General features: G+C 70.8%; 19 protein-coding genes. 7 read left to right on the top strand and 12 right to left on the bottom strand.

The window, feature by feature from the left end; genetic code table 11:
• The first annotated feature begins 11 nt into the window (after window positions 1-11).
• Complete coding sequence (locus tag UA74_RS19485; protein WP_075765080.1) at window positions 12-323, top strand: hypothetical protein; 312 nt, start codon at window positions 12-14, stop codon at window positions 321-323.
• 1 nt (window position 324) lies between these two features.
• On the opposite strand, the gene UA74_RS19480 is transcribed toward UA74_RS19485, so the two are convergent.
• The 3 genes from UA74_RS19480 to UA74_RS19470 form a co-directional block, all read right to left on the bottom strand.
• Complete coding sequence (locus UA74_RS19480) at window positions 325-1365, bottom strand: ABC transporter substrate-binding protein (RefSeq protein ID WP_075741548.1); 1041 nt, start codon at window positions 1363-1365, stop codon at window positions 325-327.
• A 34-nt stretch (window positions 1366-1399) separates the two neighbouring features.
• Window positions 1400-2251 (bottom strand): (2Fe-2S)-binding protein, encoded by an 852-nt coding sequence (locus UA74_RS19475; RefSeq protein ID WP_075741547.1) that lies wholly within the window; start codon window positions 2249-2251, stop codon window positions 1400-1402.
• A gap of 175 nt (window positions 2252-2426) precedes the next feature.
• Window positions 2427-3062 carry a TetR/AcrR family transcriptional regulator gene (locus tag UA74_RS19470; RefSeq protein ID WP_075741546.1) on the bottom strand — a complete coding sequence of 212 codons (636 nt, stop codon included), beginning with the start codon at window positions 3060-3062 and terminating at the stop codon, window positions 2427-2429.
• Between the two features lie 99 nt (window positions 3063-3161).
• On the opposite strand from UA74_RS19470, the gene UA74_RS19465 reads away from it, so the two are divergent.
• Both UA74_RS19465 and UA74_RS19460 read left to right on the top strand, forming a co-directional pair.
• On the top strand, window positions 3162-3896 hold the full coding sequence (locus UA74_RS19465; RefSeq protein ID WP_075765078.1) for an SDR family NAD(P)-dependent oxidoreductase: 735 nt from the start codon (window positions 3162-3164) through the stop codon (window positions 3894-3896).
• Entirely contained in the window at window positions 3893-4225 is a 333-nt protein-coding gene (locus UA74_RS19460; protein ID WP_075741544.1) for a DMT family transporter, read from the top strand. Before UA74_RS19465 ends, UA74_RS19460 begins: the two co-directional genes overlap by 4 nt.
• A gap of 269 nt (window positions 4226-4494) precedes the next feature.
• On the opposite strand, the gene UA74_RS19455 is transcribed toward UA74_RS19460, so the two are convergent.
• Window positions 4495-5322 (bottom strand): MBL fold metallo-hydrolase, encoded by an 828-nt coding sequence (locus UA74_RS19455; protein WP_075741543.1) that lies wholly within the window; start codon window positions 5320-5322, stop codon window positions 4495-4497.
• Between the two features lie 74 nt (window positions 5323-5396).
• Entirely contained in the window at window positions 5397-7880 is a 2484-nt protein-coding gene (locus UA74_RS33015; RefSeq protein WP_075741542.1) for a helix-turn-helix domain-containing protein, read from the bottom strand.
• Between the two features lie 151 nt (window positions 7881-8031).
• On the opposite strand from UA74_RS33015, the gene UA74_RS19445 reads away from it, so the two are divergent.
• Together UA74_RS19445 and UA74_RS19440 are read left to right on the top strand one after the other, a co-directional pair.
• A complete protein-coding gene (locus UA74_RS19445) occupies window positions 8032-9204 on the top strand; it encodes an alpha/beta hydrolase (RefSeq protein ID WP_083683361.1) in 1173 nt (390 codons plus the stop codon).
• A gap of 16 nt (window positions 9205-9220) precedes the next feature.
• Window positions 9221-9532: a hypothetical protein gene (locus tag UA74_RS19440; RefSeq protein WP_075741541.1), complete on the top strand. Its 312-nt coding sequence runs from the start codon at window positions 9221-9223 to the stop codon at window positions 9530-9532.
• A 286-nt stretch (window positions 9533-9818) separates the two neighbouring features.
• Here the strand turns inward: UA74_RS19440 and bla are convergent, their stop codons facing one another.
• On the bottom strand, window positions 9819-10778 hold the full coding sequence (bla, locus tag UA74_RS19435; protein ID WP_075741540.1) for a class A beta-lactamase: 960 nt from the start codon (window positions 10776-10778) through the stop codon (window positions 9819-9821).
• Window positions 10779-11265: 487 nt separating this feature from the next.
• Between bla and UA74_RS19430 the strand changes: the two genes are divergently transcribed.
• Both UA74_RS19430 and UA74_RS19425 read left to right on the top strand, forming a co-directional pair.
• A complete protein-coding gene (locus UA74_RS19430; protein WP_075741539.1) occupies window positions 11266-12102 on the top strand; it encodes an alpha/beta fold hydrolase in 837 nt (278 codons plus the stop codon).
• 307 nt (window positions 12103-12409) lie between these two features.
• Window positions 12410-14125: an IlvD/Edd family dehydratase gene (locus tag UA74_RS19425; RefSeq protein WP_075741538.1), complete on the top strand. Its 1716-nt coding sequence runs from the start codon at window positions 12410-12412 to the stop codon at window positions 14123-14125.
• Between the two features lie 548 nt (window positions 14126-14673).
• Here UA74_RS19425 and UA74_RS19420 read toward each other — a convergent pair.
• The 6 genes from UA74_RS19420 to UA74_RS19395 form a co-directional block, all read right to left on the bottom strand.
• A complete protein-coding gene (locus UA74_RS19420) occupies window positions 14674-15111 on the bottom strand; it encodes an OsmC family peroxiredoxin (protein WP_075741537.1) in 438 nt (145 codons plus the stop codon).
• A 534-nt stretch (window positions 15112-15645) separates the two neighbouring features.
• Window positions 15646-16509, bottom strand: a complete 864-nt coding sequence (locus tag UA74_RS19415; protein ID WP_075741536.1) for an AfsR/SARP family transcriptional regulator — start codon at window positions 16507-16509, stop codon at window positions 15646-15648.
• A 411-nt stretch (window positions 16510-16920) separates the two neighbouring features.
• Window positions 16921-17394, bottom strand: a complete 474-nt coding sequence (locus tag UA74_RS19410) for a flavin reductase family protein (RefSeq protein WP_157434307.1) — start codon at window positions 17392-17394, stop codon at window positions 16921-16923.
• Between the two features lie 50 nt (window positions 17395-17444).
• On the bottom strand, window positions 17445-19562 hold the full coding sequence (locus tag UA74_RS19405) for a tetratricopeptide repeat protein (RefSeq protein WP_075741534.1): 2118 nt from the start codon (window positions 19560-19562) through the stop codon (window positions 17445-17447).
• Window positions 19563-19612: 50 nt separating this feature from the next.
• Window positions 19613-20848 (bottom strand): hypothetical protein, encoded by a 1236-nt coding sequence (locus UA74_RS19400; RefSeq protein WP_075765076.1) that lies wholly within the window; start codon window positions 20846-20848, stop codon window positions 19613-19615.
• Between the two features lie 932 nt (window positions 20849-21780).
• Window positions 21781-23958 (bottom strand): discoidin domain-containing protein, encoded by a 2178-nt coding sequence (locus UA74_RS19395; RefSeq protein WP_075741532.1) that lies wholly within the window; start codon window positions 23956-23958, stop codon window positions 21781-21783.
• Window positions 23959-24082: the final 124 nt, after the last annotated feature.

The raw sequence follows: 24082 nt of genomic DNA, 5'->3' as shown, positions 1-24082 counted from the left end.
GGAGCGTCGCGGTGGACGTCGAGAAGAGCCCGCGCACCGGACTTCCCGACCAGGCCCGCGCCCCGGATGCCTGGGCAGGGTCCGAAGGCCGGATGCCGAGGCGGGTATCGCCTGCGGCGTCGTGCCGAGCCGCCGAGCACGATCCTCCGGTCGCGGTCGCGGTCGCGGTCGCGGTCCGAGACCGGGCCGTGCCGAGGCTCGGCGGCATTCCGATCACCGCGACCCGGTCATCGCGGCGAGCCTCGGAGAACGAGACCGGGCGGGACCGCACGACGACGATCCCGCCCGACCCCCAGCCCTCCCGCGCCCGCCTGCGGCGATGACTCAGCCGAGCTGTCCGACGATGTCCTCGAGGTCGTCCAGCGCCGCGTGCGCGGCCGACGTCGAATAACCGTCCCACCAGGTCGTCTGCGGAACCTCGAACACCCGACCGGCCTGCACCGCAGGCAGCCTGCCCCACAGCGTCCCCTCGGTGTAGGTGGTGAAGGCGCTGGTCACGTTGCCCTCCTCGTAGGCGCCGCCGCCGCCGAAGTAGAGGACGACGTCGGCGTCCTCCAGCCGGGAGACCTGCTCCGGCGTCACGGACACGTACGTCTCCTCCGGCCCGCTCGTCGCGCTGGACTCGGTGAGCTGGACGCCCGCGCGCGTCAGGACCCGCGAGCCGAAGATCACCGAGTCGGTGACGATGCGCAGCTCGTCGGTGGTGAAGCGCAGCAGCACCACGCGCAGCCCGTTCAGCGTCTCCGCATGGGTCTGCGCGAAGGCATCCGCACGCTCGTGGAACTCGTCGATGCGCTGCTGCTGTTCGTCCCGGACGCCGTAGTAGTCGGCGACGGTCAGGCAGGCGTCCTCCCATTCCGTGCCGCCCGCCGAGTTCGTGTAGGAGACGGTCGTGGTGATCTCCGAGTACAGCGCGTAGTCCTCTTGCAGGCTCGGGACGTGTCCGACGATCAGATCCGGCTCGAAGCCCGAGACGCGTTCGGGGTCGGCCTGATTGAAGCCGAGCTGTTCGAAGGGTGCCGCAGGGCTCGGCAGGTATGCGGGCACCGAGGGCTCGCTCGCCAGCGTCGCCGAGGCCACCAGCGGCACGCCGTGCTCCAGCGCGACCTGAAGCCCCGCTCCCGGGTCCAGCGAGACGATGCGACGCGGCTCGGCGGGCAGGTCGCTGCGGCCAAGCGGGTGCTGGAACGGACGCGTCTCGCCCGCGGCGTCGCCGCCGCCTTCGGCGTCCCCGGATGCGCAGCCCGCCACACCGAGTGCGAGGACCCCGATGCCGAGACCGGACAGGAACCGGCGTCTGTCCAGCGGCCGGACGGCCGTCGCTGCGCCGAGGCGGGCGATCGGCAGGCGGTGAGGTCGCGTCACTGTGTCTCCTGAATTCGTGTCTGTGGTTCGGTTGTCAGCGGCTGAACGAGCGGTCGAACTGGGCCGCGCGAACGGTGTCTTCCTGCAGCGGACAGGTGCCGCAGTAGCCGTGCTCGGCGTCGACCTTGTAGTCGAAGCAGCACGTGCTGCGCACCGCCCAGACGCCTTGATTGCCCTCCGGACGGAACCGGAACAGCCGGGGACGCGCCTTCACCGGCGCGCCTGCCGCGATCACCGCCGCCACGAGCCGATCGGCGCGGGCGAACGCCGCAGGCACGTTCCGGTCCAGCCGTCGTGCCGGATTGATCATGTAGAAGTGCAGGATGTCGACGAGATAGCCCCACAACGTGCGGGCCCCGACCCTGGAGTGGCGCCGGACCTGCTCGACCAGCGGTCCGAAGACCTCGACCAGCCGGGCGGCGGCCCAGACGTCGAGTGCATCCCGGTCGGCCACGACCACGGTGTCCGGCAGCCGTGCGTCGGGATCGCCGCGCAGCACGGCGGCCCGGCGGCTGGTGATCCGGGGCGTGCCGATGTCGCCGTCGGGGGCGAAGGGGAACCAGAGCGTCTCGGGCGAGAGTTCGGGGGCGCGATCGGTGAGGTAGATGCTCGCCGAGACGAGGAAGACCGTCTCGCGGAGCAGTCCTTTGAGGTAGCGGATCGCGGCGGCGCCGGGATGGCCTGCCCCTTCGCGGGCGCGCAGCGCGTCGAAGGTCTCGGCCAGCCGACCGTCGTCGAGCAGTTCGACGAGCGAGAGCCAGCGTGTCTCGCCCTCCATCGGTGCCGGGCGGTCGGGACGCAGTTCCGGCAACGGGGCGAAGGTGAGATCACGACACGCCAGGACCACCGCGTCCAACGGCGCCTGCTGGTCCTCATGCGTCGTCATGTGCTCGCCTCACTTGCTCGTCGTCGGGCCGTTCACCATCAATATTAGGTGAGGCTATCTTCAGTCGACGAGCTCGGGTGCGGTTGAAGGAACGGTCCAGACCCAGGTGGCGGCCGGTCGGCCGTCGTCGAAGGCGGTGCCGCCCGGGCATCGGATTCGGCGGTGCCCCGGCGGCTCAGCCCTGCGACGACGCAGGCTCCGGCGGGGCGACGAGGACCAGCGAATCCCAGGCCGCCATCGCCGAGTCGACCACGGTGAGCATCTCTCGGGTCGTCGCCCCGTCCCTGGCCTGAATCGACAGTCCATATAGGACGGTGTGGTAGAACATCGCGATCGCGGCGGTGTCGGCGCCTGCCGGGACGTCGCCGTCGCGCACGCCGCGTTCCACGCGGGCCTGGAGATCGGCCTGATCCGCGTGCCTGCGCTCGGTCGCGACGGCGGCGGCGCCCGCGCTCTCGGCGGTGCAGTTGATCGCGGACAGGACCACCAGGCAGCCCGGCGGTGTCGCGGGGTCGCCGTAGGCGATCGCGTTGGACCGCAGCAGCCCGTCGACCCCCTCGCGTGCGGACGAGGCGCCGTGCAGGATCTCGCCCGCCGCTGCGCCCAGCGTGCGGTCGTAGAGGTCGACCGCCTCGCGGAACAGCGCCTCCTTGGAGCCGAAGGCCGCGTACAGGCTGGGGGAGCCGATCTTCATCGCGGCGGTGAGGTCCGTCATCGACGTCGCCTGATAGCCCCGCTCCCAGAAGGTCCGCATCGCGGCGGCCAGTGCCGCCTCCCGGTCGAAGCTCCTCGGCCTTCCGCGCGCCGGCATGTCGCCCCTTTCTGTGTTGATTGATGCAGAAAACCTTGACCCTCGAATGCTACCGATGCTCTAATTCTGTGCCAATTGACACAGAAATGGAGGCTCGTCATGTCGACGACAAGGGTCGCCCTGGTGACCGGGGGCAGCCGAGGCATCGGTGCCGCCATCGCCGAGCAGCTGGCCGCAGACGGGATCGACGTCGCCGTGACCTACGCGCGCGCCTCGGAGCAGGCTGCCGAGACGGTGCGGCGGATCACGGCGGCGGGGCGGCGAGGACTGGCGGTTCAGGCGGACAGTGCGGATGCCGAGGCGGTCGTCGCCGCCGTCGAGCGCACGGTGGCCGAGCTGGGCAGGCTCGACATCCTGGTGAACAACGCCGGGATCTTCCCGATGGCGCCGCTGGACGAGGTGACCGTCGAGGAGATCGACCAGACGTTGGCGATCCACGTCCGGGCCGTCCTGGTGGCCGCGCAGGCGGCGGCGCGACACATGACCGCAGGCGGGCGGATCATCACCATCGGCAGCAACCTCGCCGAGCGCGTCCCGTCGCCGGGCCTCAGCCTCTATGCGGCGAGCAAGGCCGCCGTGCTGGGCCTCACCAGAGGACTCGCCCGCGACCTGGGGGAGCGGGGCATCACGGCGGTGGTGGTCAGCCCAGGCTCCACCGACACCGAGATGAATCCCGCCGACGGACCCCACGCTGACGGCGAGCGGGCGGCCATCGCACTGGGTCGCTACAACGACCCCTCGGACATCGCCGCGACGGTGTCCCACCTGGCGGGCCCGGGCGGCAGACACATCACGGGCACCGCGATCACGGTCGACGGCGGGGCGTCGGCGTGAGCCCGCAGGCGGCCGCCTGGGCGATCCTGTTCGTCGCGGCGCTGTTGGAGATCGTCTGGGCGCTGGCGTTGAAGCAGGCGGAGGGTTTCAGCAGGCTGTGGCCCAGCGTCCTGGGCAGCACGGTCGCGATGGCGAGCTTCGCCCTGCTCACCGTCGCACTGCGTCAGTTACCCGTGGGCACTGCCTACGCGGTCTGGGTCGGGATCGGCGCGGTCGGCGTGGCCGGCACCGGGATGCTGTTCCTCGGCGAGTCGGTCACGCCCCAGCGGCTGGCCTTCCTCGGGCTGATCGTGATCGGCGTGGTCGGGCTGCGAGCGGTCGAGTCGTAGCGAGGTCGGGTGTCGCCGACGAGGCGACCAGGTGTTCGGGGGGACGGAGCCGCAGTGCCGGGCAGGGGGCTCTTCACGGTTGTCCGGGAGGGCCGTCTGTCGTTCTCCGAAGGCTTTGGCGGTGGTCAGATCGGGGGACGGCCACGGCTGCCGTCGGCCGCCCTGCCGGTCGACGGGCCTGCCGGGCCGAGACGCGGTCGCCGTCTCGGCCCGATGCCTGCGGCCGGTGCTGCGGTGTCGTGATCGGGTGTTCGACCCGCGGGCGGGCGTCAGCCGAGGTCGTCGTACTTTCCGGTGACCCAGTCGATGTAGCGCTGCGCCGATCGGTGCACCGCGTTCTTGGCGTCGGCGGCGACCCGGCCGCCGGTCAGCGCGTAGAGCCGCTCGAAGGGATAGGGCTCCAGGCGGTCGACGATGCGCCGGACCAGCATGGGGGAGAGCGGAATGCGGTTCGGATAACTGCGTTCGAAGGTCACCCAGCCCGAATCGAGCACCGGCATGATCGTGTCACCGACCAGCAGCGTGCCGCGCCCCTCGGCGCCGTGCGCGACGTGCGCGACGGCCGAGCCGGGGAAGTGCCCGCCCGCCGTCACCAGCGTCACGCCGGGGAGGATCTCCTCGGTGCCGCTCCATTCGCGGATCACCGGCGACTCGCGCTGCACCCAGCTCCGGTCGGCCGAGTGCACGAGGATCGGCGCGTCGTCGAACTGCTCGCTCCAGCTCACCTGCGAGCCGAACATGTGCGGATGGCTCGCGACGATCACCGCGATCCCGCCGAGCGCCGCTACCTTTTCCACGGTCGGCAGGTCGAGGTGGTTCGGCGGGTCCCACATCAGGTTGCCCTGCGGGGTCTGCACGAGGTAGGTCCGCTGTCCGATGCCGAGGCCCGGTTCCCGGTTGATCCGGTGCAGGCCGCGCTCCAGCTCCTCGTGCACCAGCCGATGGTCCTGGGCGGCCAGTTCGGCCTGCGTGGTCCAGGACTGCCCGCTCTCGGGCACCCACTGTCGCTCGTCCTCGCAGATGAGGCAGTCCGCCGCCTGCGGCGCGTCGGTGTCGGGGTGCTCGACCCCGCAGGTCGCACAGATCCAGATCGTCACCCGCACAGTCTGGCCCGGCGCCCGGGTCGGGTCCACCGCACGCGGCCTGCGGAGGACGCCACCCGGCTGACGCGTCAGCCTGATCCGACGTCCGCTGCCACCCGCTCGCCGGTCCGCTGCGCGTGCATGCGAGCGAAGTGACGATGAAACCGAGCATGGCGGAACTGATAGACGACGCCCGTGCGACGCAGTATCCCCCGTCGGTGAGCGTCGGCGAGGAAGGTCATGACGGGCCAGGGCACTCGACCGGTCAGCGGCAGCCAGATGCGGGTGAGCGCCAGCCACTGGCCCCATGCCGTGAAGCCGAGGCAGTAACAGGCCGCGCCCATGACCCCGCCGCCGCCTCCGGTGATGAGAATGCTGTCCATGCCCCACTTGAGCGGGCCCAGCGACGATTCGAACAGTCCGGCCATCGCCGCGCCGACGGACCCGATCGCCAGCGTCAGCAACGGCGTGACGATCAGCGCCTGGCGGAGGGCGATCCGGCGATTGCTCGCGAGCATGCTGGCCGGACCGGTCACGGTGGCGAGGTCGAGCGGCGTCTCCAACGCCGCCATCACCCCGAGTACCGCCCCCACCGCCACGCCGAAGATGATCGCGTACAGCAACGAGTTGATCAGCGTCATGCTGATCACCTGCTCGGTCGTCGGCGGGAGTCCGCTGACGAGTCCGCGACCCAGCGTGCCGACGGGTCCGAATCCGAGTCCGATGATGAAGCCGCCGAGCAGTCCGTTGCCGACCCGGGGGACGACGACGGGCAGTGCACGGGCCAGGCCTGCCCAGGTGTGGCCGGACAGTCGCATGCGGACTCGCGACGGCCCGACGGGGTTGCCGAGCAGCACGACCAGAAGGCCGTAGATGATGCCTGCGCCGAGTCCGACCAGCGGTCCGAGGAGCGCCGCGTCCAGCAGACTCACGAGAATCGACTGCCAGAGGCCTCGGTCGCTGAAGATCAGCGTGAGACTCAGGACGAGGAGGAACTCGAGCGCCCCCGCGACGAGCGTCGTCGCCACGACGACGCCGAGGATCCGGGTGGAGGGGCTCAACGCATCGGCGAGCCGCCACCAGGCCAGGTCGGGCGTGGCGAGCCGATCGAGATGGCAGGCGAGGTGACCGAACCAGCGCTGGACCCGAGCGGTGGTCCAGTTCGGGTTCCGCCTCACCCCCGGTTTCGGGCCGTAGACGACGGGAACCAGGCCGCTGACCAGATCCTCCTCGATGTCCTCCGAGGTCGGGAAGCGGGTGACGTCCAGAAGGAGACCGGGGTCCCGGCCGGGAGAGCCGTCGTAGACCCGGCGGGCGAGGTCGGCCATGAGCGGCGTGTTCAGCGCTGCGGCCAGGTTCGCGCATTCCGCATCCTGCGGGCGGCTCCGCAGTGCGGTGAGGACGGGCTCCCAGGCGGCGGCGACCCGCGCAGGCCGGTGACTGTGCTGGAGATAGTCGACGAAGTCGCTGGTGGCGAGATCGGCGAGCCGGACGACCACCGGGCTGAGCGCGCCGTCGGCCGCGACGGCCTGGTGGTACGCCTCCGGACGACTGGTCACCAGCATCGGCAGCTTCGTGCTGCGCAACGCCGCCATCGCGATGCTGTGCATCCCCTCCGTGATCTCGTCGAATCCGTCGAGCACCGGCAGGATGCGGCCTGCTTCGACCAGCGCGGCGGCCAGGGTCGAGCCTGCACCCGAGTCGGCGCTCAGACCTGGGTCGTCGCGGAGCAGCTGCTCGCTCATCCAGTCTCGCAGCGTGCTCGTCGTCGGGTCCCAGGACCCCAGACTGAAGATCACCGGAACCGGACCGGTGTTCGTCGTGTCGCGCAGGCGGTCCAGGACGAAACGAATGGAGAGGATCGTCTTCCCCGATCCCGCGCGTCCCAGCACCACGAGTCTGCCGGGCGGCTCACGACGGAAGATCTCCGCGAAGGTGCTCAGGTCGTCGATGAGGTCCGTCTCCGGCGTGATCGGACCGGGACGCGGCTCGGGATCGAGCGGGTCCTCGGCGGACGCCGCCACCGGGCGCCACCGGATGGGCAGTGGCCCCGGGTCGTCGACGCGCAGTTCCTCTTCTCGCTGCCATCGGCTGTGGACGTGGTGGGCGAGCCGGTCTGCGGCGTCGTCGAGGTTCGCCCGAAGCGTCGACCGGCCCCGCGGCCGGGTGGGTGGCGACCGGTCCGGGAGCGCAGCAGGCAGGTCGGCACCAGTCGGCGGAGTCGGGGACCGCAGCGTCGTCGGGGCCGAGCCGGGCGGCGGGTGGTCCGCCTGCGCGAGACTCGCCGATGCCGACGTCTCCTGCGGTTCAGGCTCGTCGCGCAGCGGCTCGTCCTGGGGCGGCTCGACACCGCCGTGGTCTGCCACCGCCAGCAGGCTGCGGCGCTGGGGACCGGTGACGTCCAAGGCGTCGGCGAGCAGCCGGACCGTGCCGACTCGAGGATCACCGGCCCTGCCGTTCTCCAACCGGCGAATCGTGCTCACGCTGACGCCGGACCGCTCCGCCAGGTCTTCCTGCGTGATCGCCGTCTGTGCACGCAGCCTGCGTAACAGCGCGCCGAACTCGTGCACCACCTAGCCGTCTCCCCTTCTGTCGAGGCACCGGATCGGTGCGGGCCGCGACCGGTCACTCGATGACCGGTCATCGATGACCGGTGGATGGTCTGGTCCGCTGACCAGTCGGAACACACCCTTTCAGGTAGATCGACTCACCTGAGGAGAAATTATGAACGCTCACCTGAAAGGACGCCGGTCGGTCCTGATCTCCAGTGTGACGGCCTGCCTCGTCATCACCGCCGCCTCGGTGGCGGTCGCCGAGACCACGGTGCCGGACACGACGGTGCCCGACACGACGGTGCCCGACACGGCGGCACCGGAGACGGCGGCACCGGCACCGGCACCGGCGGCGACGGCCGCACCGGCGACGACACCGCCGCAGTTCGCGGACGGATTCGGCCTGACCGTCGTCAGCCAGCCCGAGTGGGTCGGCGACGCGGGACGCACCTTCCGCTTCTCCGTCGCGGCCGAACAGGTGCCGACGCCCACCCTGCTGGCAGAGCAGGAACCGGGCACGCACGTGATCATGGTGACGCTGCCCGAGGACTACGAGGCGACGAGCACCACGCGCCATCCGGTGCTGTACTCGCTGCACGGGGGCGTCGACCGGCCCGACACCGTGACGAACCTCCGCATCGCGGAACAGTCCACGCAGGACACCGATCTCATCGTGGTCCATCCCAACGGCAGCGGACGCGGCTGGTACACGAACTGGCTGAACCCGGGCTCCCTCGGACCGCAGAACTGGGCGGACTTCCACCTCGATGGCGTGATCCCGTTCATCGACGCCAACCTGCGGACCATCCCCACGCGGGAGGGACGCTCCGTCATCGGCCACTCGATGGGCGGCTTCGGCGCCTTCCGCTACGCCCAGCGCCGTCCGGATCTCTTCTCCTACGTCGGCAGCATGTCCGGCGGTCTGGATCTGCGCAGCGCGGAGCAGCGGGCTGTCGTCGTGGGCAGTCTGGTCACCCAGGTGGGGGGCCTGCCGACGGCAGGCGGCGACGCGATCTTCGGAGCACCGTTCTGGCCGTACGACGCGATGTGGAACGCGGAGAGCCCGGCCCACGACGTGGCCGCGCTGCGCGGGATGGGCGTCGCCATGTACGTCGGGAACGGCGGCAACCTCCTCGACAACCCGGTGCAGGCCCTCATCGAGCACCGGGCCAGGGAGACCAACCTGCTCGCCGCAGCAGAGCTGACGGCCGCGGGCATCCCCTTCGACTTCGTCGACTACGGGGACGGCGCCGACTGGGCGCCGGGCTGCACCGGCAAGCACGCCCAAGAGCCCTGCCTCCAAGCCGACCTCGACCATTTCGTCGAGCTGGTCACGCAACGCTGAACAGGGGGAGACCGACATGGCGGGCTACCGATACCACTGTGGCGAGTGTGATCACCGTACTGCCTGGCTCACCGAGTCCCAGGGTGAGGAGCAGCATCTGCAGCACTACCTCAGCCGACACGCGGGAATCCTGCCCGGCGGCTGGAAGGAGTCGGCCCCGCCGAGCGCGTCGAAGGGCGGCGGCGGGGGCTGTGTCGGCGTGCTCGTCGGATTGTTCCTGATCATGATGCTCGCGAGCACCTGCGAGGCGGGAGCGGCCACGTCCCCGGTCGGTGACTCGACCGGGACGGTGATCGTCGAGGAGTACCAGCGGGATCTCCGGCGATGAGGAGACCGGCAGGCCTGCGACATGCCGTGTCGGGCCTGCGGAGGACGACGGGCCGCACGGCCGGTCGCGGAGCGGAAGCCCCGCGATGAGGGCGGATGCCCGCATCGCCTGCGGAGCAGCGCGTCGGCGGCCCACGACGTCGAGGGCCCCGGACGGCCGGAGCCTGCGGCGAAGTCCGCGCTTCGACCGAGGCGCCACGCCCGGTGAGAACGGGGTTGCCCCGGCTCACCGGGCCTGCCCGCCTCCACACCGCCGACGGCGCGCCTGCCCGCCGCGTCGTGCGGTGTCAGGCGTGCGCGGTCAGCGCCGCCAACGCGATCGACGACGCCTCGGCGATCACCGCCTCGTCGTACTCGGCGTAGCGCACGCCCATCGTGGTGTAGACGGTGAGCAGGATCGGCTCCCGATCCGGCGGCCACAGCACGGCGGTGTCGTTGACGGTGCCGTAGCCGCCGCTGCCGGTCTTGTTGCCCAACCGCCATCCCTCGGGCGTGCCTGCTCGGATGCGGCCCTCGCCCGTGGTGTTGCCGACCAGCCAGTCCGTCAGCATCACCCGCCGCTCCGACGCGAGTGCGTCGCCGAGCACCAGCGACCGCAGGTCCCCGGCGAAGGCGGCGGGCGTCGTCGTGTCGCGTTCGTCGCCCGGTTCGCCGGTGCTGAGGTCCGGCTCGATCCGGTCGAGCCGGGTGACGTCGTCGCCGAGCGTGCGGACGAAGGCGGTGAAGCCCGCCGGACCGCCGATCTCGGTGAGCAGCAGGTTCGCGGCGGTGTTGTCGCTGTAGCGGATCGCGGCGTCACACAACTGCTCCGCCGACATCCCCGAGGCCACGTTCCCCTCGGTGATCGGCGAGTGATAGAGCAGGTCGGCCTCGGACCAGGTGAAGTGCCGGTCCAACTCCACGGTGCTGCTCTCGTGGAGGATCGCCGCCCCCAACAGGGCCTTGAAGGTGGAGCACATCGGGAAGCGCTCGTCGGCGCGGTGGGCCACCACGGTGCCGCTGCCGGTGTCGTGGGCGTAGACGCCCAGCCGAACCCCGAACCGGCTCTCCAGATCGGCCAGCTCGGCGGGCTCCAGGACGACCGGCGTGGGGGGCGGGCTCGGCGATGGCTGCGGAGCCGCCGAACTCGGCGAGGACGTCGCCTGCTGTCCGGCAGACGAGCAGGCGCCTACCCCCAGGATCACCAGCGACGACGCTGCGGCGCCGAGGACGGTCCGACGGGTCAGGGGCCGGGAACGACGGACCACTACGGCACATCCTTCTGCTCGGTGGACAGGCGGTCTGATCGCAAGAGCCGAAGCTCCATCCACTGTGTCTGATCGTCATCCTGCCTGCGCCACAGGCCCGGACACGGTCCGATCGGTCCCGAGGACCGTGCAGGCCTCGGAGCGCGGTTCGAACTGGACGGTCGCTGCCCGCGCAGGCGGGGCCGCCCGCTGATCCGCGGGGCCCGGTCAGAAGACGTCCGCCGCGCCGGTCGGTTGCCTGCCAAGTCCGGCATCCGCTCGGCGGGCGGCGCGATGCGGCGCGGCGCGGCCACGGCGCCGAACGGCGGAGCGAGGTCCCGCGCCGAGGAGGGCCGGAGCGACCTCCCCCGACCCGGCGACCCGAGATCGTCTCACGCTGCGCGGCGGCGGACCGCCTGCCACATTGAGGGTCCCGACCGGATCTTCGTCAGCGAGTGGCCCGGTCTCGGTCCGCCAGCACGTCCGCGTCACAGAGGAAGGTGTGTCCATGCCCCGTCTCACCGTCGGCCGAGAGAACGAGACCGACATCGAGCTGTACTACGAGGATCACGGCAGCGGCAGTCCGGTCGTGCTGATTCACGGCTTCCCGTTGGACGGCCACTCCTGGGAGCGACAGGCCGCGGTGCTGCTGGCGGCGGGCTTCCGCGTCATCACCTACGACCGGCGTGGCTTCGGGCAGTCCAGCCAGCCGACGACCGGCTACGACTATGACACCTTCGCGGCTGACCTGAACGTGCTGCTGGAGCGGCTGAACCTGACGGCGGCCGCGCTGGTCGGCTTCTCGATGGGTACCGGCGAGGTCGCCAGGTACATCGCCACCTACGGGTCGGATCGGGTGTCGAAGGCGGCCTTCATCGCCTCGCTGGAGCCGTATCTGCTCAAGACCGACGACAATCCCGACGGCGCCGCGCCGCTGGAGTTCTTCGAGGACGTCTCCCGACAGGTCGCCGCCGATCGCTATGCCTACTACACGAGCTTCTTTCAGGACTTCTACAACCTCGACGAGAACCTCGGGTCCCGCATCAGCGAGGAGACCGTGCGGCACGATCACGCCGTGGCCGCCTCGGGCGGCTGGTTCGCGGCATCGGCCGCCCCGCTGACCTGGCCGACCGACTTCCGCCACGACATTCCCCGGATCACCGTCCCCACCCTGATCCTCCACGGCACGAAGGACCGGATCCTTCCGATCGACGCGGCGGGCCGTCCGTTCCACGCCGCTCTTCCGCAGGCGCGCTATGTGGAGATCGAGGGCGCCCCGCACGGGATGCTCTGGACCCACGCCGAGGACGTCAATCGGGAACTGCTCGCCTTCCTCCAGGACTGAAGCCGTCGGGTGTGCGGGGTGTGGCGGCAGCCGAGGCCCCGCACACCCGAGCGGTCCGGCCCCTGCCGGTGTTCCCGCCCGGCGGCGGACGGTGCCCGACGATGCGATCGGCAGGGCCGATCCGGCGCGGCCGGCGTCCGAGGAGGACCTGCGCTGCGGGGGCGGGCCGAGCCCGCGTCGACACGGGGCGAACGGTCGACCGCGGCGCGGAATCCGGAGGCCCCGCAGGACGACTGACCCCCTCGGCTCCGCGCGTTTCTTGCGCTATGTTCCGAAGAGGAGACCGCCCCGAGAGGGAGGAACGTCCATGGCAGAGCAGCGCAGCTCGCAGTGGTACGCCGGAGAAGACCGGAACGCCTACATCCACCGGGCGTGGATGCGACGCGGCCTTCCCCGGCACGCCTTCGACGGCCGCCCGCACATCGCGATCGCCAACACCGCATCCGACCTGACGCCGTGCAACTCCCACTTCGACGAGGTGGCGGCGAGCGTGAAGCAGGGGGTGTTCGAGGCGGGCGGCATCCCGGTCAACATGCCGGTGGTCTCGCTGGGGGAGACGCTGGTCCGGCCTACCGCCATGCTCTGGCGCAACATGGCCGCGATGGCGACCGAGGAGATGCTGCGCGGCAACCCGATCGACGGCGTGGTGCTCCTCGGCGGCTGCGACAAGACCATTCCCGCGCTGCTCATGGCCGCCGCGTCAGTGGACCTGCCCGCCCTGGTGATCCCCGGCGGGCCGATGCTCACCGGCACCTTCCGGGGCACGCCGTTGGGCTGCGGGACCGACGTGTGGCGGCTCAGCGAGGAGATGCGCGCCGGAACCCTCTCGCAGGAGCAGTTCACCCGCTCCGAGTCCTCGATGATCCGCAGCAGGGGCCACTGCAACACCATGGGCACGGCGTCCACGATGGGACTGCTCGCCGAGGCGCTCGGCATGGTGATCCCCGGACTTGCGGGCACCCCTGCCCCCGACAGCAGACTCCTGGAGGCCTCGCACGAGTCGGGGCGGCTGGCCGTCGACCTCGTCCGGCGGGACCGGCGGCCCAGCGGACTCCTCACCAGGGCGTCCTTCCACAATGCGATCGTCGCGCTGTCGGCGATCGGCGGTTCGACGAACGCCGTCGTGCACCTGCTGGCCATCGCGGGCCGGTTGGGCGTCCCGTTGAGCCTCGAAGACATCGACCGCATCGGCGCTCGGGTGCCGCTGCTGGTCGACCTGCAACCCGCAGGGCGGTTCCTGATGGAGGACCTGCACCGGGCGGGCGGCCTGCGAGCGGTGCTGCGGGAGGTCCGCGACCTGCTCGACCCCACCGCCCGCACCGTCACCGGAGCGCTGCTCGTCGACGATCTCGACGAGGCCGAGATCTGGGACGCCGAGGTGATCCGGCCCCGCTCCGCCCCGATCCGGGAGCACGCCGGGATCGCCGTGCTCACCGGGAATCTCGCCCCCTCCGGGGCGGTCATCAAGCCTGCGGCTGCCTCGCCCGAGCTGCTGCGGCATCGGGGTCGCGCGGTGGTGTTCGACTCCATCGAGGACATGCACGCCAGGATCGACTCGCCGGACCTCGACGTCGACGCCGACTCGGTGCTCGTGCTGCGCGGCTGCGGGCCGCGCGGCTATCCGGGGATGCCCGAGGTGGCGAACATGCCGCTGCCCCGGAAGCTGCTCGAACGCGGGGTCCGCGACATGGTCCGCGTGTGCGACGGACGGATGAGCGGCACGGCCTACGGAACGGTGGTGCTGCACGTCGCGCCGGAGGCGGCGGCAGGCGGTCCGCTGGCGGTGGTGCGCACCGGCGACCCGATCGTGCTGGACGTCGAGGCCCGCACGCTCGACGTGGACATCCCGCAGGCCGAACTGGATCGTCGCAGGCCCTCCTCGGCGCTGCTCGGAGGCCTCGCCGATCCGCGTCGGGGCTGGGAGCGGCTCTACGTCGACCATGTCATGCAGGCCGACACCGGAGTGGACCTGGACTTCCTCATCGGCTCCAGCGGCGATCAGGTCGCGCGCGAGTCGCACTGAGTCGGGCCGAGATCGTTCAGCCGAGGAGTCCGACGGCGCGGGATGCGGTCTCGGTCGTGGCGTCGCCGATCGCGGGATCACGGTGTCTGCGGTGGACCTGCCACGACCGCGTCACCGCACCGGGTGGCGCGGTCCAGGAGGGGGTTACAAGAGTCCTGGACGGACCGCAGGCCGACGGCTGAGATGTTGCGGACCGGAGGGTGTGGGCGGAGGTCCGTCCCGGTGCCGGGCTTCCGGTCGGCTGCGGCTGTCTGCCGTCGGTGTCGGAACCGGCTCGCCACGGGTGTCGGAACCGGCTCGCCACGTCCGAGAGCACAGGTTTCATTCGTCGCTGGCTACCGAACCGCCTGCGGGTGCCAGGTCGCGGTGAGCCGAGTCGTCGGGTGCGCCCGAGCCACCTGGCGAGTCCGCGCATGACGGCTCCCCGGCGATGCCGGCCTGCCCGAACCTGAGACAGGGCCCGTGCCCTGCCCGGTGGACGGCGCTGCCCGACGGGTCGAGGCCCGTCGTCGCCGTCCACCGGCGGCCTGCCGAAGAGGCGCGTCGCTCTAGTCGAGCGCGGCGTCGAGGGTGATCGTCGTGCCGGTCAGCGCCTTGCTCACCGGACAGCCTTCCTTCGCGTCGTTGGCCGCCTTCTCGAACCCGGCCGCGTCCAGACCCTCCACCTCGCCCCGGACCGTGAGCGCGATGCCCGAGATCAGGAAGCCGCCCGCCGGGTCAGGACCCAGCGTCACATCGGCCTTGACCTCCAACGACTGGGGCGTGCCGCCTGCCGCCGCGATGAGCGCGGAGAGCTGCATCGCATAGCAGGACGAGTGCGCCGCCGCGATCAGCTCCTCCGGACTGGTGGTGCCCTCGGCCTTCTCCGCAGCGCGCTTCGGGAAGCTGACGTCGAAGGTGGCGACTCCGCTGCTGGTGAGTTCGACCTGGCCTGCGCCCTTCTCCAGCGTTCCGTTCCAGGCTGTCCTTGCGGTGCGAACGGGCATTCCCGAGCCTCCCAGACTCTTCGTGATCTTGTCACCATCGAGTATCCCACCGGCCGCCACGGGGAGCAGGTCGCGCTGATCACAACAGCTCGGCTCGGTCGCGGTGGACCCGGCGGATTGCGGGGCATCCGACGGGTCCTTCGTCGGTGTGCGGGCGGCGGCGCACTGGGCGAGGCGCGGGGACGGCCGCTGCCGACCGGCCGCCGCGCGCGATCTGCGGTGCGCTAGTCCCGCCATCCGTTGCGGCGTTTCGCACGGCGCGGTGGCGCCGACCTCGGCTGTGCGGCCTTCGCCTGCGATGCGGCGACCGCAGGCGGCGCGGGGACAGCGTCGGATCGTGGGCTCCCACGACCGCGCGACCGAGGCATGGCGATCGACGAGCCCGGGCACCGACGGCCTGCACTGTTCCGCCGGGACGGTGCGCGCCGGAGGGCTGCCCTCAGGTCTTCCTCGGCAGGCTTCTCACCGGACCGAGAAGACCACCGTTGCCCCGACATCGACGAGCCCTGCGATCCCGTCCGCAAGCCGTCGCGCTCACCACCGTCCGGAGGGACTCAGGCCTGCTGTCCGGCGGAGACGTCGCAGGTCGTGATCCTCGCCGCGCCCGCCTGCGCTCCGCCAGGCCGTCGCGGCGGGTGCCGATCGCTCGCCGAGCAGCTCCCGGTGGGTCTCCCGGAGCCGGTGACACGGTTCGATGCCTGCTTCGGTGGTGAGCACTCGATAGGCCTGGGAGTAGACCGCGAGTGCATCAGCCCGTCGATCGGCCTGGCACAACGCCAGCATGAGCTGGTGATAACCGCGTTCCCGCATCGGATGGCTCGTGCACAGCTCCTCCAGCGGGCATACCGCCTGCGTGCCCTTGCCCTGCCCGAGCAGCGCGTCCGCCCAGTCGTGCGTCAGCTGCACCCGCTCCTCGGCGAGCCGGGCCGCGTGGGCGTTCAGCACGCCGGTCTGCTGGAGGTCCGCCAGCGGCGTGCCGGTCCACAACCGCAGCGCGGCACCGAACCGCTGCTCGGCGAGGGCATGCTCTCCGGCGGCGAGTGCGGCCCGCCCCAGCCGAGCGTGCTCTCGGAACGCGAGCAGATCCAGTTCCTCGGCGGCCAGCCGCAGCAGGTAACCCGACGGCTGGGTGATGAGCACCGAGTCGCCGCTGAACCTCGTCAGCGGCCGCTCGGCGGCTCGCCGGGGCACCAGCGCGCGGCGGACCGCCGTCACATAACCGTGCAGCGCAGCACGGGCCGACCTCGGCGGCGCGTGGTCCCATAACGTGTCGACGATGCGATCGGTGGACACGAATGTATTCGCGTGCACGGCAAGCAGGGCCAGCAGTACCCGCTGCTTGGTCGCCGTCGGAGTGAGATCGCTGTCGTCGATGCTGACCGCCAGCGGCCCCAGCACGCTGACACGTAACGAATAACGTCCCTCGGATGAAATCACATGTACCACGTCCCCAGGCATGGAACAGCCGAGATGCTGTTCGATGTGATCTAGCGAGAGTGCTCCTCGAAAATGAACGGCGATGATCCCGAGATCGTCGTGAATAATCGTCGGAAAAGGCGATCGGATTCCCCAGAGATCCATATCGTCAACCAGGAAAGCATCGGGCGGACGCGACGGTCATCCCCCAAACGGTGCAAAACCGTGGTCGAGGGAGTCGAGCGCGGCCGACTCCGCCAGCGCCTGCGTCCCGCCGTCGAGCCTGCACCGGGGCGCGCTGCCTGCCGCACCGTCCAGTGTCGATGGATCGGCGCCGGTGCATCGGCACCGCAGTGAGTGCACCCCGTCCCTCGAGCCCGGCGCGGGCGGAGGTCACGGCCTGCGCAGCCGCCAGTCGTAGGCTCGGCGGTAGTAGACGAGGGGGTCCGTCTCGGCGCAACGGCCGCCGCCGACGTCGCCGATGACCACGGTGTGATCCCCGTGATCGAACCGGGCCGCCACCGTGCAGCGCAGGTAGACCGGGCTGTGTCGCAGCCGGGGGACGCCGTCGTCCCAGTCCCAGTCGAGACGGGCGAACTTGTCCGCGCTCCGACCGGCGAACACCCGTGCCGTGTCCTCGTCCCCCCGGGCCAACAGGTGCGTCCCGAACGGGGCGCCCTCCACGAGCCACTGCCACGAGCGCGAGCTGCGGGCGATCGACACCAGCACCGACGGCGGACGGGTGCTGTACGACGCCAACGACGAGACGAGCAGCCCGCAGGGCGTCCCGGACCCGCTGCGCACGGTCAGCACGGCCAGGCCTGCGGCGAGCCTGCTCATCACGTCCGTGAACTGCGTCGCGGACATCGACGTCGCCTCCGCCGCCGGGGAGTGACCCGCCGCCGGGACATGGACGGTCACGGCCGCCGCCCGTCGCCTGCGGCGACCAGACACCGCCGCCTGCCCTCGCGGGCATCCTCGTCGTCCACCGAGGCGAGCACCGCGTCATAGTCGGCCAGCGCCTCGTGCAGCAGTCCGGACTCCTCGTAGGCGACGGCCCGGTTGAATCGGGTCTCGGGCCGGTCGTCCAGTTCGATCGCCCTGCTGAGATAGCTGCCCGCCTCGGAGAGTTCGCCGACCTCCACGGCGATCGATCCCCGGATCGCCCAGGCCTCGGCAGACCGGGGATCGAGTTCGGCCACCTTCGTCAGCGTCTCAACGGCGGCCGCGTGTTCGCCGCGCTCGGCGAGCAGCCTGCCGCGCAGACACAGCAGCAGCACGTCGTCGGGGGCCAGGGCCAGCCCGGCGTCGACGTCGCGCATCGCCTCCGCAGGCCGATCCAGATCGGCCAGCAGGGCGGCGCGGTTGACCAGGGCGTCGAGATGTCCGGTGTCGAGTTCCAGGACGTGGTCGAAGGCCTCGAGAGCACCCTCGTCGTCGCCCGTGGTCAGCAGGGTGTCGGCGATGTTGTACCAGGCCTCCGGGTACGGCGGCGAGAGCTCCAGCGAGCGTCGATAGCAGGTCAGCGCCTCCTCGTCGCGCCCGAGCCTGCGGAGGATGTTGCCGATGTTGAAGTGATGTTCCGGGAATCGCGGATCTCGGTCCGTCACGAAGGTGTAGTCGGCCAGTGCCTCTTCCCACCGGCCCATCCCGCCGTAGACCTGCGCGCGGTTGTATCGCAGCACCAGCCGATGCAGGGCGTGCTCTTCGGGCTCCAGCTCTCGGTCCAGCCGGGCCATTCCTGCGTTGAGCATCGCCAGCGCCGTCTGCGGGTGCTTCTCTCGGACCTCGACCAGGGCGAGTCCGTTGTGCGCGAAGACCGACTGGAAGGCGCGCTGCTTCGGCTCCGGGAGCAGTTCGGCGATGGTGATCGTCTGGTTCATCCACGCGCGGGCGGCGGTGTAGTCGCGCTGCGCCTCCGGATAGTGCCGGGCGTGCAGCATCGCCGTGGAGTAGGACATGCCCAGGTGGGTCAGTGCGTCGGTCGTCGCCGCCCTGCCTCGGACGTACAGTGCCTCTGCCTCGGCGGCCCGGCCCACCGAGGCGAGCACGATGCCGGTGGTCAGGAGAAAGTGCCACCACGCCTCGGGGGAGGACTCCGGATCGGTGACCGCGATTCCCCGGTACCCCAGATCGGCCGCGGCCTGGTACAGCCCGATGTTGCGGCAGTGGTCCAGTGCCCTGCGCAGCGCCGTCACGCCCGCGCCTGCCGCATCGGAGCCGCGCTCCAGATGAAAGGGGACGGCGCCCAGATGCAGGGAGAAGTCCGGCAGGGCGGCGAGTTCCTCGGACCGGGCGTCGTGCAGTTCCCGCCGGGTCGTCTCCGGACAGGCCTCGTACGCGCCGACGAGGGCGGGATCGTCTGAGGTGCAGTCGCCATCCACGTAGGACTTCGCAAGGATCGTGCGGTCGGCCTCCGCCGCGGCCGGGATCGACGGCGACGCGTCGCAGGGCACGTCCACTCGGCGGGTGTGGTGTTCGAGGCAGGACGCGAGCGACACGTCGATCTCGCCGGGCGGGTCCTCGACCCCGTCGACTCCGGTGCCGACGACCACCGTCAACAGCGGCAGGTCGCCCCGCCGCAACAACACGCTGAGGAACTCGTGATCGGTGGCGTCGGCGAGATGCGCGTTCTCCACCACCAGGGTCCGAGGCCCGTCGCCGAGCGCGGCGAGATAGTCGCGGAGCAGCTCGGCCAGTCCGTTGGCGAGGTTGCGCGTGTGCAGACGGGAGTAGTAGCGGGTCCGCTCGGCGGCCTCGACCGCCCACTCCAGGGTGTGCCAGGCCACCGGCACTCGCCCGGCCGTCTCGGGAGTACTGGTGAGCAGCTCGATGTTGTGCCGCTCGCCGAGCTCCGGACATCGGGCCAGCAGGTCGTCGACGATCTCGCGGATCACGGTGCCCGCTGCGGTGTAAGGCCCTCGGAGCCTGCGGTGCGCGTCGACGACGGCCAGGCTCGGCGGGAGCGCCAGGCCGGACCTGGCGCGCTCGCGGTCTCGCTTCCGTTCTGCCCTGATCCAGATGTGCCGATGCATGTGGTGCCCCCTCGAATGATCGTCAAGGACTGGTTGACACGGCGCCACGGTCACGCGATGACGTGGCGAGTCGGACGGGCGGCGCGTGCCTGTCGGCGGTCGCGGAGCATGAGCCAGCCGAGCAGGACGGCCTGGATGAGCACGAGGCAGGCGAACACGAACGAGTCGAGCAGTTCGGCAGAGGGGGCGTCGCCGCCGAACCTGCCGAGGACTCCCGTGGCGATCCGATACAGCACGGGGGCGCCTGCCAGGACGAAGGTCGTGAGGCTCACGGTGTAGCCGCCCACGACCAGCCACGCGTACCAGCGGGCTGCGTGTCGATCGACTGGATGCAGCGTCGACTCGTCGAGAATCCGGTCCCGCCTGCCGAGGAGGCGGTTCACCCGATTGCCGAGCATCCGCCGGGCGGCTCCGTGCAGATCAACGCAGCCGAGCACGGTGCAGATCAGCACGTACCCGTCCGTGCGCAGATAGAAGAAGAACTGCCAGACGACCCGCAGCAGGGCCGCGAACGCCACCGCGAGCAGGAATCGTCCGAGGCCGGAGAGTCCGCCGTCGGACTCGCGGGTCAGGTCGGCGACGATCATGCACACGGCGATGCCGACGACGTCGGCGAGCATTCCGGCGAGGATCGGCAGGTAACGCTTCGTCCTCGGCACCGCCACCAGCCCGTCGAGCGAGGTCTCCATCACGACGAAGTAGAGGCGCCGACCGATCCGAAGCCGGGAGCGCAGCCCCAGCCTCCGCCCGGCGAGCGCATGGAAGGACTCGTGCACCAGCACGAGCGGAATCGCCACGAGGAACAGCGTCACCTGGACTACCGAGAAGTACTCGGTGAAGAAGATGTTCTCGTAGTGCGGTGCGAGTTCCGGGCGGGCCACCGCGATCGCCGTCGCCCAGACGATCAGACAGGCATAGGTGACCAGCGCCGGGAGGGAGAACAGCGCACGGCCGAGCCAGACGAACCGCACCGGAGGGGGTTCGGTGTCGGATTCGCCATCGCCTGCCTTGAGCAGTTCCAACTCGCCGAGCGTGCCGATCAGGTCGGCCATGTCGATGCCTGTGTCATGGGTGCGTTCGAACCACTCTTGCACCGCCTGAGGGGTCTGTCCGTCGGCGAGCCTGCGGACGACGTCGGCGCCCTCGGCCGGGAAGATGCCGTAGGAGTCGATGTCCGAACGTCCGATGGTCACCTCGTCGCCGTCGACGAGGAACACCAGCGGATGCAGTCCCACCGGACTGTCCATGTCGATCGCCAGATCGACGTCGCCGTTCGCCACCGACATTCCTCTCCTCGGCCGAGATGATCTGCCAGACCGGGGTGCGCACGACGTGGCCGTCTCCGGCCCGGCCTGCGCACCCCGCTCACCATCAGCTGATGACGCTGTTGTAATTGGCGCATGCCGCAGCGGTGAGCCGGACCGTACCGGCCTTGCGCACCTTGATCTTCTTGGTCTTCTTCATGACGAGACACCTCCTCGCGAGAATCGGGGACGACTCGAGTCTTGCCTGCCATTCCAATGCCGAACCAAGACGTCACCAAAATCCAGGCGGGTGTCGGCGGGAGCCTCGATACCGCCGTTCCCCACGGCTTCTCGAGCGGGCGGACACCGCGGTGGAGGGGCGGACACCGCGGTGGCGGAGAAACGGCCGATGCGACGAAGAGTCGGCGGCACCGTCGAGAATCTCGACAATTCGGGTCGGAGTCGGGCGCACGATTCGAGTGAGCACGCGAAGGCATCGCCGCCGCCGCCGCTGTCGGCGCCGATCGAGGCGCCGACAGTTCCCACCGATTGCACCCGGCGGGCAGCCCGACGCGGCCTGCCCGTGACAGCGCCTCGATCGGTCGCGATGCCGACCCGAAGGTCGACGTACTGAGGTTAGCCTGGCCGAACTCTCGGGCTGCCGCGAGGGCTCGTCCGCCGACTCGCCTGCGATCACGTGATGGTGACACAGCGCCGCCGCGCAGCCTGCGCGGGAGCCGGCACGTCGTCTCGGCGGCGAACGTGGTGAGGCCCCAGACCATGCCACGCTCCGTGCTGCCTGCCACGCTCTGGCTCGCCCACGAGCGATCCATGACCCGGCGTACGGGCCGCCGAGGCCGACTTCGCTCGGCGCGCGGGCCCGTCTGCACGACCGCAGGTGCCCGCGCCCCAGCGGAGGGCGCGGGCACCGTGGCCGCCGCTGGGACGCCTGCGGGCAGCTGCCGAGGATCAAGTCACGGCGAGTACACGCCCATCTCGTAGAGGGCGTAGCCCCAGCCGGTGCCCCGGCCCGTGCCCGTCAGCCGGACGTAGCGCCCGGAGCCGTCGACGTCGATGCCGTCCACGCCGCCGTCACCCGTGGTCGTGGAGTGCAGGGTGGTCCACGACGTCCCGTCCTCGGAGACCTCGATCCGGTACTCCCGGCCGTAGGCCGTCTCCCACACCAGCTGGACGTGCCGGATCTCGCGGGACTCGCCGAGGTCGACCTGTATCCACTGCGGATCGCTCCAGTCGCTCGCCCACCGCGTCCCGAGATCGCCGTCGGTGGCCAGCCACGGGAAGTACGGTGCGCCGTCACCGACCTCCTGGAAGGTGGACGCCGTCGTGGGCCTGCCCAGCGCGACGTTCTCACCGGGCACGGTCGGCGGCACGACCCGGAACGACCTGGTCTCGATGCCGACGTTGCCCTGCCCGTCCTCGGCGACGACGTAGACCTTCCACACGCCGAGCTGCTGTGGCGCGGTCACCGTGAACGGCCCGGACCCGGTGAAGTCGGCGGGCACCAGCGCGCCGGAGCCGTCGATGTACTTGGCGTTGAAGCGGATGTCGTAGGCGATCGGATCGCCGTCGGGGTCGCTGACGTCGACGGCGACCGTGAAGGTACCGCCCGCAGGGACGTCCTGGGTCCGGCTCAGCCGCAGGTCGGTGATCACCGGCGGCGTGTTGGCCCGAGGGGTGCCGCCGTAGGCCTCGACGACCGCGTCGTAGGAGAGGCGCTTCTGCCCGCCCGGCAGCAGGTTGAACCACACGCCGCCGAAGTCCTCCTCGAGTCCGTAATGGAAGAGCGTGCCGCCGAGCGCGACGCCCTCGTGTCCGGTGAGGCAGTCCCATGCCTCGGTGTATCCCGCCCGCTTCTCCAGGTCCGTCGGCTCCTGCGGAACTCCGTTGGCGTCGTCGACGACCTCCCATTCGCCTGCGGGCCCGCCCTCGGTGAGGATGTAGGGCTTCGTGTGGCCGCCGTCGAGCCAGGCCTGCTCGATCCCGCACACGGCGTCGTAGGCGTTGACCGCGAACAGGTCCAGGGCGGGGGCGTGCTCCTCCAGGTAGGCCCAGGCTCCCGTCCAGGCGTCCGTCGAGGTGACGGGATGGTCCGGATCGACGGCCTGGATCGCCAGGGTCGCTTCGTTGACGTACTGCGCGTAGGCCACGCGCTGTCGTTCCAGCTCGGCACCGGAGAAGCAGTTCTGCAGGCCGAGCAGCGACTCGTTGCCGACGTTCCACATCAGCACGCCGGGGTGCTCGCGATAGGCCGTCACCCAACGGACCATCTCGGCGAGCATGTCGGACTTGTAGCCGGTGTCGGTGACGTAGTCGACGCAGCCGCCGCTGCCGGGGCCGCCGCCGGGCTGGAGCCAGAACCCGTTGATCACGGTGACGTCCTCGGCCGCCGCCGCGTCGAGCAGCGGCAGCGTGCTCCCGTCGGTGCCCCAGGTGCGGATGGTGTTGACGCCCATGGAACGCAGGTCCGGCAGATAGGTCGACGCGTCCGCGATGGACGGTCCCCAGGTGAGTCCCCTGACCTGGTAGGGCGATCCGTCCACGGTCAACTGCCAGTCGCCGTGGGTGCCGGTCACCTCGACGCGGCGGGGGTCCTCGGGCGGCTGTGCGGTGTCGGCCGTGCCGTAGACCTGGAACTCCCAGAGCGAATAGCCGTAGCCGCCCGCCCGCTGGGTGCCGAGCATTCGGACGTGTCGGCCCGTCCCGGCGACGTCCAGGGTCTGACGGCCGCCCGAGCCGGTGGTGGTCTCGTAGATCGTGGTCCAGGCCGCCCCGTCGGGGGACACCTGGAGCTGGAAGGCGGTCGCGTGCGCGGTCTCCCAGTCCAGCACGACCTGATCGAGGGTGGCGCTCGTCCCGAGGTCGACCTGGAGCCACTGCGGGTCGCTGAACGTGCTCGACCAGCGGGTGCCGGGGTCGCCGTCGACGGCGGCCGAGGCGGCCATGCCCTCGCTCTCGGCGGAGGAGGCGGTGGCAGGCTGTCCTTGGGAGAGCAGGACGGGCGCGGCCTCGGCCGAGCCGGGCGAGATCGCGACCATGGCGTGGCCGACGAGCAGTGTGAGCGCGGCGAGGCTCGCGGTCAGACCGTGCGCCGTTCTCCGCCGCCGCACTCCGGTGGACGGGACGAAGGTCATGGGTTCCTCCTGCTGGTGTTCGTCGCTGCCGTGAACGCACGGGACGGACCCGGATCGGGCCGGGTGGCCGGAGCTGCGGCTCCTCGCGGGCGTGGGATCGGTCGGGCGGGTGCAGGCGCTGAAG

The sequence above is a fragment of the Actinoalloteichus fjordicus genome (assembly GCF_001941625.1).
In the GTDB taxonomy this organism is placed as follows: Bacteria; Actinomycetota; Actinomycetes; order Mycobacteriales; family Pseudonocardiaceae; genus Actinoalloteichus_A; species Actinoalloteichus_A fjordicus.
This window is presented reverse-complemented; position numbering and strand designations above follow the sequence as displayed.

Excerpts from the sequence above, each read along its gene's own strand:
- UA74_RS19475 (WP_075741547.1), bottom strand. The coding sequence starts at position 2,251 with ATGACGACGCATGAGGACCAGCAGGCGCCGTTGGACGCGGTGGTCCTG.
- UA74_RS19470 (WP_075741546.1), bottom strand. The coding sequence starts at position 3,062 with ATGCCGGCGCGCGGAAGGCCGAGGAGCTTCGACCGGGAGGCGGCACTG.
- UA74_RS19465 (WP_075765078.1), top strand. The coding sequence starts at position 3,162 with ATGTCGACGACAAGGGTCGCCCTGGTGACCGGGGGCAGCCGAGGCATC.
- UA74_RS19445 (WP_083683361.1), top strand. The coding sequence starts at position 8,032 with ATGAACGCTCACCTGAAAGGACGCCGGTCGGTCCTGATCTCCAGTGTG.
- UA74_RS19440 (WP_075741541.1), top strand. The coding sequence starts at position 9,221 with ATGGCGGGCTACCGATACCACTGTGGCGAGTGTGATCACCGTACTGCC.
- UA74_RS19430 (WP_075741539.1), top strand. The coding sequence starts at position 11,266 with ATGCCCCGTCTCACCGTCGGCCGAGAGAACGAGACCGACATCGAGCTG.
- UA74_RS19425 (WP_075741538.1), top strand. The coding sequence starts at position 12,410 with ATGGCAGAGCAGCGCAGCTCGCAGTGGTACGCCGGAGAAGACCGGAAC.
- UA74_RS19420 (WP_075741537.1), bottom strand. The coding sequence starts at position 15,111 with ATGCCCGTTCGCACCGCAAGGACAGCCTGGAACGGAACGCTGGAGAAG.
- UA74_RS19410 (WP_157434307.1), bottom strand. The coding sequence starts at position 17,394 with ATGTCCGCGACGCAGTTCACGGACGTGATGAGCAGGCTCGCCGCAGGC.
- UA74_RS19405 (WP_075741534.1), bottom strand. The coding sequence starts at position 19,562 with ATGCATCGGCACATCTGGATCAGGGCAGAACGGAAGCGAGACCGCGAG.
- UA74_RS19400 (WP_075765076.1), bottom strand. The coding sequence starts at position 20,848 with ATGTCGGTGGCGAACGGCGACGTCGATCTGGCGATCGACATGGACAGT.
- UA74_RS19395 (WP_075741532.1), bottom strand. The coding sequence starts at position 23,958 with ATGACCTTCGTCCCGTCCACCGGAGTGCGGCGGCGGAGAACGGCGCAC.